The organism is Streptomyces sp. NPDC003011, assembly GCF_053591515.1.
In genome coordinates, this window is record NZ_JBSFTY010000028.1 from 18255 (window position 1) to 30251 (window position 11997).

Here is an 11997-nt window from a genome sequence, read left to right on the forward strand (position 1 = left end):
GGCAGCGTCTCGTGCCGCACCACGAACCGCACGTCCCCGCGCAGTCGACCATCCCGTCGACCGTCCCGTCGCCGATGCCGTCGTCCGTCCCGTCGCCCACCCGCAAGGCGTTCCTGCGGGGCATGGCCGCCGCAGGCATCGCACCGCTGCTGCCGGCGGTCCTGCCCGCCTCCGCCGAGGCCGCGCCGTCGGGCCGCCCGGCGTTCCCGCTGGTCCGGGACGGCGCCGCCGTCGACGTGTTCGTGGACGCGGCGGACGACCCCGCCGTGATCCGCGCCGCCGGGGACCTCCAGGCGGACGTGGAACGGGTCACCGGCGTACGCCCCGCGCTGCGGCACGCCCTGCCCGGACGGGCGGCGCTGCTGGTCGTGGTGGGCACCCTCGGCGCGAGCCCGGTCGTCGACCGGCTGGTCGCGGACCGGCGCCTGGACGTCTCCGGGGTGCGGGGGCGCTGGGAGGCCTCGGTGACCCAGGTGGTGGACCGCCCGCTGCCGGGCGTGGACCGCGCCCTGGTGATCGCCGGAAGTGACCGGCGCGGCACGGTCTACGGCGTCTACGACACCTCGGAACGCATCGGGGTCTCGCCCTGGTACTGGTGGGCCGACGTGCCCGTCGAACACCGCGACACCGTGACCGTGCCGGCGGGTCCCCTCAAGCGGTACGAGCCGTCCGTGCGTTACCGCGGCGTCTTCATCAACGACGAGCAGAACCTGACCACATGGTCGCGCCGCACCCAGGAGCCCGACAAGAACATCGGACCCGAGACGTACCAGCGGGTCTTCGAGCTGCTGCTCCGCCTGAAGGCCAACTACCTGTGGCCCGCCATGCACCCGTACTCCGACTTCTTCAACAAGCACCGCGAGAACCCTGAACTGGCCGACCGCTACGGCATCGTCGTCGGCTCCAGCCACCCGGAGGCCCTGCTGCGCAACGGTGTCCACGAGTGGGAACCGTGGGCGACGGAGCATCCCGGCGCGGACGGCAGCCCGCCGGTGTACGACTACACCGTGAACCCCGGTGTCATCTCCGACTACTGGAGAGCCCGGGCGCGACAGAACGCGGCGTACGAGAGCAGCTGGACGCTCGGCATGCGCGGGCTGCACGACAGCGCGCTGGAGACGAGGTACGCGACGACCGTCCCGGAGAAGGTCGTGGTGATGAACGACATCATCGCCGACCAGCGCCGGATCCTCGCGGAGGAGGTCGGTGCGGCGGCCGGGCCGCAGATCTTCATCCCGTACAAGGAAGTGCTGGACCTGTACAACGCGGGCGTCCGGGTTCCCGAGGACGTCACGCTGATCTGGCCGGACGACAACCACGGCAACATGCGTCAGCTGCCGGACGACGCGGAGCGCGCCCGCCCGGGCGGCAACGGCATCTACTACCACCTCTCCTACTGGGGCCGCCCGCGCAGCTACCTGTGGCTGGACACCACGCAACTGGCCAAGGTGTGGCAGGAGTTGCGCCGGGTGTACGAGCACGGCGTGGACCGGATGTGGATCTTCAACGTGGGGGACGTCAAGTCGATCGAGACCGGGCTGTCCTTCGCGATGGACATGGCCTGGGACGTGGACCGGTGGGGCGCCGACGACGTCGAGGACTTCCTCGCCGAGTGGTACGGGCGGCAGTTCGGGCACCGCCACGGGCGGGAGATCGCCGCGATCCGCACCGAGTACTACCGCCTCGCGGCCGAGCGGCGGCCGGAGTTCATCGACCGGCAGATGTTCTCCGTGGTCCACCACGGCGACGAGGCCGGGCGCCGGCTGGCCGCCTACGACCGGCTGCTGGAGCGGGTCCGGGCCCTGGGCGCCCAGCTGCCCGCGGCCTGTCGGGACGCGTACTACGAACTCGTCGAATACCCGGTGCACGGGGCCTGCTTGATGAACCTGAAGTACTACTGGGCGGACCGCAACGCCCTCGCCGTCCGGCAGGGACGCGGGGCCGGGACGAACCGGTTCGCGGACCTGGCCGAGGCCGCGCACGCCGAGGAGGCGGCGATCACCAGGCGGTACAACGCCGAGGTGGCGGGCGGGAAGTGGGACGGGATCGTCAACCCGTACCCCTCGCAGATCCCGAAGGCGCCGGGCCGGCCGGCGGTCACCCGGATCACCCGGCAGGAGACCTCCGGGCTGGGCGTGGCCGCCGAGGGCAACGAGACCGGGACGGACCGGCCGCTGTCCTTCTCCTCCTTCACCCGGGACCGGCGTTTCGTGGACGTCTTCAGCACCGGTTTCCTGCCGGTGGACTGGACGGCCGAGGTCAGTCACCCGTGGGTGCGGCTGAGCGCGGCGGGCGGCTCGGTCACCGAGCAGGTCCGGGTGTGGGTGGAGGTCGACTGGGCGCGGGTGCCCGAGGGCACGCACGAGGCCGCGGTCACCGTCGGCGGCGCCGGGCGGCGGGTCGAGGTGCCGCTGCGGGTCGTCAACGGCGGAGAGCGGGAGCGCGCCCGGGCACGGGGGTTCGTCGAGGCCCACGGGTACGTGTCGATCGACGCCGTGCACACCGAGCGGCGGGTGGCGCGCGGCGGGGCCCGCTGGCGGACCGTGCGCGGGCTGGGCCGCCGTACGGGGGCCGTGGAGGCGGTGCCGTCGACGGCGGCGCCGGTCACCGGGGACTTCGCGAGCCGGGCGCCGGAGCTGCGGTACCGGGTGCGGTTCGTGAGCGCCGGGAGCTTCCCCGTGACCGTCTTCCGGCTGCCCTCGCTGGACGAGCGGGGGCTGCGCCGGGTGGCGGTCGCCGTCGACGACCAGCCGGCCACCGTGTTGTCCGGTCAGGCGATCGCCACCGGCAACCGGGGGGACGCCTGGGCCCGCAACGTGGAGGAGGGCGTCGAGAAGCTGACCGCCACCGTGACCGTCGCCGAGCCCGGCGAGCACGTGCTGCGGCTGTTCATGGTCGACGCCGCCATCGCCGTGGACCAGATCGTCGTCGACACCGGCGGTCTGCCCGCCACGTACCTCGCACCGCCGGAGAGCTACCACCCGGTGTACAACCCGGACCCCGCTCCCGCGCCGGGCCTGGACGCGCCCGCCCGGTAGGACACCGGGTGGGCCGCCGGTCCCCCGCGCCGGCGGCCCACCCGGATTCTCAGGGGCCGCGCCGGGTGACGGCCGCGGCCTGTTGCCCCCGCTTCGTGCGCCGGAGCGCCCGTGTGCTGGAGTACATCCGAGAACGTCGTTGTCGCTCGACTGGATTGTGGGCCGACGAGAGACTGCGCCGGTATGGGTACAAGTACGTACGCGGACGGGCCGGACACACGGAGAGGGACATGGCACAGGGGCTGGGCGGGGCCTATGAGCGCATGACGTCGGTGGCGGTGGCGGCGCTGCACGAGCGTGAACCCCAGCGGCTGTGGCCCCTGCTCGCGACCGCTCTGCCGGATTTGCTGGGCGCCGAGGCGGTGATCTACAAGCTGGACGACTGGAACGAGAGCGCGGGCACGGTCGGCGTGTCGCCCGGCGCCGCCGAGGAGTTCGGCCGGCTCGGCGAGGAGGCCATGGGGCTGCTGCGCGCCGGATACCCGTTCGCGCGGCACTACGCGGCGGGGCCGGACAGGACGCCCGTCACCGCGCGTCAGGCGGCCGGACCGTCGTGGCCCGGCAGTGCGACCGCGCGGATGATCGGCGACCTCCTGGACGCGGATCACGTCCTGGGGATCCCGCTGCCGCGGTCGGCCGCGCCGATCACGGGATGCCTCGTCTACCGCTCCGGCCGGGACTTCACCGACGACCACGTCCGGATCGCCGAGCGGGTGCAGCCGCTGCTGGCCGCCGTCGAGCAGCAGCGGCGGCTCCTGGAACAGTGGCAGCGCCTGACCACCGGGCCGGACACACCGGCTGCCGCCGGCGCACCGGACGCGGCCCACGGTCTGACGCCCCGGGAGACGACCGTGCTGTTCCTGCTGGCCGAGGCCCTGACGGCGACGGCCATGGGCCGTCGCCTGGGCATCTCGGAGCGTACGGTGCACAAGCACGTCGCCAGCATCTACCGCAAGCTCGGGACGCACGACCGCGTCAGCACGGTGCTGCGTGCCCAGCGGCTCGGGCTGGTCCCCGCACCGTCCGGGTCCGCCTCGTCGGTATGAGCGGGGATCGCCGAGCCGGCCGGCCCGTCCGCGGGGGACGGTGTCCGGGCCGCGGCCGGACCGTCGCGGTGGATCGGCGTCCCCGAACCGGTCAGCGGCGCGCCCGTTCCGCCGCGCCGGAGCGCGACGATCTCCGCCGCGATGGACACAGCGGTCTCCTCGGGCGTACGGGCACCCAGGTCGAGTCCGATCGGCGACCGCAGCCGGGCCAGTTCCCGGTCGGTCAGCCCGACCTCGCGCAGCCGGCGCTCGCGGTCGGCGTGCGTCCGGCGTGAGCCCATCGCGCCGACGAACGCGACCGGCCTGCGCAGCGCCTCCGCCAGCAGGGGCACGTCGAACTTGGCGTCGTGGGTGAGCACGCACAGGACGGTGCGCCCGTCGGTCGCGGTGCCGCGCAGATAGCGGTGCGGCCAGTCGACCACGAGGTCGTCGGCCTCGGGGAAACGGGCCCGGGTGGCGAAGACGGGGCGGGCGTCGCACACGGTGACGTGGTAGCCGAGGAACGTGCCGGCCCGCACGAGCGCCGCGGCGAAGTCGATCGCACCGAAGACGATCATGCGGGGCGGCGGCACGCTCGTCTCGACGAGCAGGGTCAGTCCGCCGGGACAGTGGGAGCCGTCCGCCGGCAGCTCGGCCGTTCCGGTCCGGCCGGCGTCCAGCAGGGCCCGGGTCTCGGCCGCCGCCGCACGGTCCAGCTCCGCCGTACCGCCGAGCCCGCCTTCGTACGACCCGTCGGGCCGCACGACCAGGGCCATGCCGAGGAGTTCGGCGGGGCCGCGCACCACGCGGGCGACGGCCCTCGCCTCGCCCCGGGCGGCGGCCGACAGCGCCGCGCGGAACACCGGCCTGGCGGGGGCCTGCGCGCCGACCGGTGTGACCATGATGTCGATGATCCCGCCGCAGGTCAGGCCCACCGCGAACGCGTCCTCGTCGCTGTAGCCGAACCGTTCGACGACCGTCCGGCCGTCCTTTAGCGCCCGGGTGCACAGCTCGTACACCGCCCCCTCCACACAGCCGCCGGACACCGAGCCGATCACCGTGCCCGCGCTGTCGACCGCGAGGGCGGCGCCGACTCCGCGCGGAGCGCTGCCGCCGACGGCCACCACGGTGGCGACGGCGAACTCGCGTCCCTGCTCGGCCCACCCGGTCAGCTCCGCGGCGATGTCAAGCATGTCCGCCCGCCCGCAGGACGCGGTCGGGCCGGATCGGCAGATCGCGGTGGCGTACGCCGGTCGCGTGCCACACCGCGTTGGCGATCGCCGCGGCCGCGCCCACGATGCCGATCTCGCCGATGCCCTTGATGCCGACCGGGTCGTCCGGGTCCGGGTCGTCGATCCAGTCGGCCTCCAGGGACGGGACGTCGGCGTGGGAGGCGACGTGATAGCCCGCGAGGTCGGCGCCGTAGTGGCCGCCGAAGGCGTGGTCCCGGACCGCCTCCTCGTGCAGGGCCATGGAGATGCCCCAGGTCATGCCGCCGACGAACTGGCCCCGGGCGGTGAGCGGGTTGACGATCCGGCCGGCCGCGAAGATGCCGAGCATGCGGCGCACCCGCACCTCGCCGGTCGCCGGGTCCACGGCGACCTCGGCGAACTGGGCGCCGTAGGAGTGGCGTTCCGTCTGGGCGAGGGCGCCGACGGCCTCGGTGGTGTCGGACCGTACGGTGATCCCCTCCGGCGGGATGCCGGTGCCGGGGGCGAGCCGTTCCCGCAGTTCGGCGGCGGCGGCCGTGACCGCCCACGCCCAGGAGCGGGTGCCCATCGAGCCGCCGGCGATGAACGCGGGCCCGAGGTCGCTGTCCCCGATGCGCACCCGGACGTGTTCCGGCGCCGTCTCCAGCGCGTCGGCGGCGACCAGGGTGAGCGCGGTCCGTGCCCCGGTGCCGATGTCCGCGGCGTTGATCCGCACGGTGAAGGTACCGTCCGCCTGAGCCGTCACAGCCGCCGTGGACGGTGCGGCGCCCGCGGGGAAGGAGGCCGCGGCGGTGCCGGTGCCGAGCAGCAGGCGTCCGTCACGGCGCAGCCCGGGGCGCGGGTCCCGGTCGGCCCAGCCGAACCTGCGGGCGCCCTCGCGGAAGCAGGCGAGCAGGTTGCGTCCGCTGAACGGCAGCCCGGACACCGGGCCCCGCTCGGGCTCGTTGCGGGCGCGCAGGTCGATCGGGTCGATGCCGCACCGCTCGGCGAGTTCGTCGAGCGCCGACTCCAGCGCGAACGACCCCGGTGCCTCGCCCGGCGCGCGCATCCAGGTCGGGGTCGGCACATCGAGCCGTACCACCCGGTTCACGGTGTGGTGGGCGTCGGCGTCGTACATCGTGCGGGCCACCGCGGCGGCCGGCTCGATGAACTCGTGGACGGTGGAGGTGACGCTCAGGGAGCGGTGTTCCAGGGCGCGCAGCCGCCCGTCGGCGTCGGCGCCGAGCCTGAGCCGCTGCCGGGTGGGGCTGCGGTAGCCGGCCAGCGAGAACATCTGCCGGCGGGTCATCACCACCCGCACCGGGCGCCGCAGCACGGTCGCGGCCATCACGGCGGCCACCTGGTGGGCGCGCAGGCCCTTGCTGCCGAAGCCGCCGCCGACGTGCTCGGACCGCACCCGGACCGCGGCCGGGTCGAGCGAGAACATCTGGGCGAGTTCGCCCGCGACCCAGGTGGTGCCCTGGTTGGAGTCGACGACCTCCAGTCGGCCGCCGTCCCAGCGGGCCGTCGCCGCGTGCGGTTCCATGGGGTTGTGGTGCTCTTCGGGGGTGGTGTACTCGGCGTCCACCACGACGGCGGACGCGGCGAGCCCGGCCTCCAGATCGCCCTTCTCCGCCACCGCCGGCATGTGGGCGTCGAGCGGGTACGCGTCGGGATGCTCGCCGGAGAAGTCGACGTCGTGCGGCTCCGTCTCGTAGTGCACGACGAGCGCTTCGGCGGCCTCCCTGGCCTGTTCGGAGGTGTCGGCGACGACCAGGGCCACCGGCCAGCCCACGTGCGGCACCCGGTCCTGCTGGAAGACGGCCGCGGTGCGGTCCGGGAGGCCGAGCAGACCGACGTAGTCGCTGTGGACGCGCGGGGCGTTCCCGTGGTGCAGGACGGCGACCACGCCCGGCATGGCGAGGACGGGAGCGTCCTCCAGCGCGCGGACGCGGCCCCGGGCGACGGTGGACAGCACCAGCCAGCCGTGGGCGAGTGAGGCGAACGGGATCTCGCCCGCGTAGCGAGCGGCTCCGGTGACCTTGTCCCGGCCCTCCACGCGGGTGTGCGCGGTGCCGACGGAGTTCCTGCGGGCCGTGGGAGCCGTGGTCATCGGGCGGCCTCCTCGGTGAGTTCGGTCAGCACGGCCACCACGAGGTTGCGCATGAGGGTCACCTTGTATCCGTTGTGGGGCAGCGGCTCGGCGGCGGCCAGTTCGGCGTCCGCCGCGGCGGCGAAGGTCTCGGCGTCGGCCGGCGCGCCGGACAGGACGCGTTCGGCGGTCCGCGCCCGCCACGGCCGGGACGCGACCGCGCCGAACGCCAGGCGCACCTCGCGTACGACGCCGTCCTGGACGTCGAGCGCGGCGGCGACCGAGCCGATCGCGAAGGCGTACGAGGCCCGTTCGCGTACCTTCCGGTAGCGGGAGCGGGCGGCGACCGGGGCGGGGGGCAGGGTGACGCCGGTGATCAGTGCCCCGGGCGGCAGGGCGGTCTCCTTGTGCGGGGTGTCACCCACCGGCAGATAGAAGTCGCTCAGCGGCACCCCGCCCGGCCCGTCGGCCGTTTCGTACGTGACGACCGCGTCGAAGGCGGCCAGCGCGACGCCCATGTCCGAGGGGTGCGTGGCCACGCAGTGCTGGGAGGCGCCCAGCACGGCGTGGTTGTGGTGCTCGCCCTGGACGGCGGGGCAGCCGCTGCCGGGGACGCGCTTGTTGCAGGGCTTGGTCACGTCGCTGAAGTAGCCGCAGCGGGTGCGCTGGAGCAGGTTCCCGCCGACCGTGGCCATGTTGCGCAGCTGCCCGGAGGCCCCGGCCAGCACGGCCTGCGCCAGCGCCGGGTAGCGGCGGCGGACCAGGGGGTGGGCGGCGAGGTCGCTGTTGGTGACGGTCGCGCCGATGCGCAGCCCGCCGCCGTCCGTGGACTCGACACCGTCCAGTGGGAGTTCGCGGACGTCGACCAGCCGGGCGGGACGCTCGACGCCGGTCTTCATCAGGTCGACGAGGTTGGTGCCGCCGCCGAGGAAGCGGGCGTCGGGGTCGGCGTCGAGCAGCGCGAGGGCGCCGGGGACGTCGAGGGCGCGCCGGTAGTCGAACTCCCTCATGCCACCGCCTCCGTCCGGTCCGCGGCGGCGCGGGCGACCGCCTCGACGATCGAGACGTACGCGCCGCAGCGGCACAGGTTGCCGCTCATCCGCTCCCGGATCTCGTCGGCGGTCAGGGGCGGCGGTCCGGCCTCGGGCCGGACGTCGTCGGTGACGGCGCTCGGCCAGCCCGCCGCGTGCTCCTCGATCACCGCGACGGCCGAACAGATCTGGCCGGGCGTGCAGTAGCCGCACTGGTAGCCGTCCAGGTCGAGGAACGCCTGCTGCACCGGGTGCAGTCGCCCGCCCTCGGCCATGCCCTCGATGGTGGTGATCTCCCGTCCTTCGGCGGCCACGGCGAGTTGCAGGCAGGACACCGCCCGGCGGCCGTCGAGCAGTACCGTGCAGGCACCGCACTGGCCTTGGTCACAGCCCTTCTTGGTGCCGGTCAGATCGAGGCGCTCGCGCAGGGCGTCGAGCAGGGTGGTGCGGTGGTCGACGGACAGCGTGTGCTTCTCGCCGTTGATGCGCAGGGTGACGGAGCTGTCCGTCGTTGAAGGGGCTGGGCCCATGATCGGTCTTCTTTCGCATATCCGGAGTACGCCGGCGGAACGAACCGGCAGTCAGACGTACGCGGGAGGCGTATCGGTGGGTGCGGGGGTGAACGTCAGCCGCGCCGACGCTAGAGTGGACTCAAGCGGACAGCTGTCCGCTACAGCACGACCGTAGTGGACAGTTGTCCGGTCAGCAAGGGGCGGGTTTCGGACACGGGCCCGCGAGGAGGACGAGTGCGGCAGCAGAAGAAGGACGCGCCCCTGCGCTCGGACGCGCAGCGCAACCGCGAGCGCATCCTGGAGGTCGCGCTGGCCGAGCTCACCAGCTGCGCCGACGCCCCGCTGAGCGCGATCGCCAAGAAGGCGGGCGTCGGACAGGGCACGTTCTACCGCAACTTCCCCAACCGCGAGGCACTGGTCCTGGAGATCTACCGCCACGAGATGCAGCAGGTCGCCGACAGCGCGGCGGTCCTGCTCGACACGAGGGAGCCCGGCCGGGCCCTGCGCGAGTGGATGGACCGCCTCGCCCAGTTCGCGATGGCCAAGGCCGGCCTGGCGGACGCGATCCGCCAGGTCATGAGCGCTTCGGGGCAGGCGGCGAAACCGGGGCACGCACCGGTGACGGACGCGGCCGAACTGCTGCTCCGCGCCAACGAGGAAGCCGGCACGATCCGTCCGGGAGTCACCGCGGACGACTTCCTTCTCGCCATCGCCGGTCTGTGGCAGATCGACCCGCGAGGTGACTGGCAACCGCGCGCGACCCGCCTGCTGGACCTCGTGATGGACGGCCTGCGCGCGGGAGCCCCCGGGCGATAGGGCCGGCCCGCCGCGGGCGCCGCGGATCCGGTCGCGGTGAGCGCCTCGGGCGCCGCGGATCCGGTCGCGGCGACGGGGAGCCGGCCGCCTTCGCCCGTGCGTGCGGGCGCGCCCGGCCCGCCGGAGCGGGGCTCGCGTCCGACGCGGGTCCGGGGCGGCGGTGCGCCGGCCGGCGGGGCGTGCGGTCCCCCGCCGGCCGGTGACGTACCGTCAGGAAACGGTGCAGGCAGTGCCGTTGAGGGTGAACGCGGTCGGGGCCGGGTTTCCGGCGCCCTTGGTGCCGATGAAGCCGAGGGTGACCGAGCCGCTCGCGGCGATGGTGGAGGTGTAGGAGGCGGGGGTGACGCTGACCGAGCCGCCGCTCTGGGCGGCGGTTCCGCCCCACATGTTGGTGACGGTCTGGCCGCCCGCGAAGGTGAACGCCAGTGTCCAGCCGCTGACGGCGGTGGTGCCGGTGTTGCGGATGACGATCTCGCCCTGGAAGCCGCCGGACCACTCGTTGGTGGCGCGGTAGCCGACGGAGCAGGTGCCTCCGGGGGCGCTCGCGGTGGTGACGTTCACGGTCGCCGAGCGGGCCGAGCGGTTCCCGGCCGCGTCCCGTGCGTAGACGGCGAAGCTGTACGCCGTGGCGGCGGTGAGGCCGGTCACCGTGACCGAGGTGCCGGTGGCGGCGGCGGCCTTGGTCTCCGCGCTGCCGCTGACGCGGACGACGTCGTAGCCGGCGACGCCGACGTTGTCGGTGGCGGCGGTCCAGGTCAGGGTGGCGGACGTGGCCGTCACCGCGGAGGCGGCCGGGGTACCGGGGGTCGTCGGGGCCTGGGTGTCCCCCGGGTTGCCGCCGCCGAAGACCGTCGCTTCCCGGGAGGTCTGGGCGATGCCGTTCGCCCCGTGGAAGATGCGCTCGCCCCAGGAGCTCAGCTGGTTCGGGTCGAAGCCGATCGCCAGGTCCAGGATCGGGTCGGTGTTGCCGCTCCAGGACCAGGCGAGGTAGCCGAGGTCGAGCTGCTCGGCGGCGGCCATCATGGTGTTCTCGTCGGGGTCGCCCCACTGGTCGGCGGGCCCGCCGAACTCACCGATGACCAGGGGCAGTCCGGCGTTGACGAAGGCGTTCAGGTAGTCGGTGATCTCCTGGGCGGTGTCGTAGACGCTGTACATGTGGATCGAGAAGATGAGGTTGCCGGTGGGGTCGGCGTCGTACACGGCCTGGGCGTTGGCCCGCATGACGCCCTGCCAGTCCTGGCCCCAGTTGGGCGCGTCCACCATGATCGTGTGCTCGAATCCGGCGCCGCGCAGTTTCTTGACGGCGGCGATGGTGGGGTCGGTCCAGCCGGCCGGGTTGGTGTTGCCCCACGGCTCGTTGCCGATGTTGATGATGACGTAGTTCTCTTCGCCGGCCAGCACGCTCTTCAGGCCGATCCAGTAGTCGGCCGCGTGGTCGAGGGTCCCGGCCGCGGCCTCCTCGCCGTAGCCGGTGGTGTCGTGCACCTCCAGGACGCAGATCAGCCGGTTGGCCTTGCACTGGGCGACGACGTTCGCCACGTCGGCCGCGCTGTTCGCGGTCCAGCGGTGGCCGTCGGCGAGGACGACGCGGACGGTGTTGGCGCCCAGCGCCTTGATGTCGGCCAGCGACTGCGTCTCGTTCGGGTACCAGGTGTGGGCGTGGTTGACGCCCCGCATGACGAAGTCGTTGCCGTTGCCTTCCAGCAGCCTGCCGTCGCTGATGTGCAGGCCGGTGGCCTTGGCTCCGGTCGACTGGGCGTGGGCGACGGCCGGGCACAGCACGCCGAGGACGGCGAGTCCGACGAGGGTCGCGAGCCCGGCCAGCAGCCTGGTCAGGGGGTTGGTGCGCATCGTGCTTCTTGTTGATCTCACTGCGGCTCCAGAGGGGAGTGAGCGCCAAGAGACTCAGGCATCGATAGAGGTGTGGGAACATGATGGGAGCGCTCCCATGAAGCCATTGGGTCGGGTACACGTCAAGACTTCGCGCAGCCGAAGCCGCCCGCCGTTACACGGCTGGCCGGTCGGCGGCCGGGACGGACAGGACGTGGCACCGCCAGGCGTCCAGGGCCACGGACAGCCCCTGGCCGGCCGGTTCGCCGCCCTCGCGGTCGTACGTCCGCCCCGTGAGCAGGCCGGTCAGGCGGTGCCGTCGGCCTCGGAAGCCGTCCCAGCCGAGGGAGACACGCGTCCAGGCTGGGACGACTCGGGCGGGGCCGCAACGGCAGGGGACCCGCGGAAGCGGGCGCCGGTGTTCCGCTGGTGCGCCGCGGTACGGGTCAGGCGGCTCCGGCCC

Annotated in this window: 8 protein-coding genes; 3 read left to right on the plus strand and 5 right to left on the minus strand. The window is 73.7% G+C overall.

Annotated elements, in window-relative coordinates; all coding sequences use genetic code 11:
* Positions 1–122 precede the first annotated feature (122 nt).
* Complete coding sequence (locus ACWD0J_RS16385) at positions 123–3038, plus strand: glycosyl hydrolase 115 family protein (RefSeq protein ID WP_451496532.1); 2916 nt, start codon at positions 123–125, stop codon at positions 3036–3038.
* Between the two features lie 230 nt (positions 3039–3268).
* A complete protein-coding gene (locus ACWD0J_RS16390) occupies positions 3269–4084 on the plus strand; it encodes a response regulator transcription factor (protein ID WP_451496479.1) in 816 nt (271 codons plus the stop codon).
* Here the strand turns inward: ACWD0J_RS16390 and ACWD0J_RS16395 are convergent.
* From ACWD0J_RS16395 to ACWD0J_RS16410, 4 genes are read right to left on the minus strand one after another with little or no spacing between them, the layout of a single operon-like run.
* Positions 3985–5256 carry an XdhC family protein gene (locus tag ACWD0J_RS16395; protein ID WP_451496480.1) on the minus strand — a complete coding sequence of 424 codons (1272 nt, stop codon included), beginning with the start codon at positions 5254–5256 and terminating at the stop codon, positions 3985–3987. The genes ACWD0J_RS16390 and ACWD0J_RS16395 overlap by 100 nt on opposite strands.
* On the minus strand, positions 5249–7366 hold the full coding sequence (locus ACWD0J_RS16400; protein ID WP_451496481.1) for a xanthine dehydrogenase family protein molybdopterin-binding subunit: 2118 nt from the start codon (positions 7364–7366) through the stop codon (positions 5249–5251). The genes ACWD0J_RS16395 and ACWD0J_RS16400 overlap by 8 nt, the downstream gene beginning before the upstream one ends.
* On the minus strand, positions 7363–8355 hold the full coding sequence (locus ACWD0J_RS16405; RefSeq protein WP_451496482.1) for an FAD binding domain-containing protein: 993 nt from the start codon (positions 8353–8355) through the stop codon (positions 7363–7365). The genes ACWD0J_RS16400 and ACWD0J_RS16405 overlap by 4 nt, the downstream gene beginning before the upstream one ends.
* Positions 8352–8906 carry a (2Fe-2S)-binding protein gene (locus tag ACWD0J_RS16410; RefSeq protein ID WP_451496483.1) on the minus strand — a complete coding sequence of 185 codons (555 nt, stop codon included), beginning with the start codon at positions 8904–8906 and terminating at the stop codon, positions 8352–8354. The genes ACWD0J_RS16405 and ACWD0J_RS16410 overlap by 4 nt, the downstream gene beginning before the upstream one ends.
* A gap of 216 nt (positions 8907–9122) precedes the next feature.
* On the opposite strand from ACWD0J_RS16410, the gene ACWD0J_RS16415 reads away from it, so the two are divergent.
* Entirely contained in the window at positions 9123–9704 is a 582-nt protein-coding gene (locus ACWD0J_RS16415; RefSeq protein ID WP_451496484.1) for a TetR/AcrR family transcriptional regulator, read from the plus strand.
* 210 nt (positions 9705–9914) lie between these two features.
* On the opposite strand, the gene ACWD0J_RS16420 is transcribed toward ACWD0J_RS16415, so the two are convergent.
* Positions 9915–11555 (minus strand): cellulase family glycosylhydrolase, encoded by a 1641-nt coding sequence (locus ACWD0J_RS16420; RefSeq protein WP_451496485.1) that lies wholly within the window; start codon positions 11553–11555, stop codon positions 9915–9917.
* Between the last annotated feature and the right edge of the window lie 442 nt (positions 11556–11997).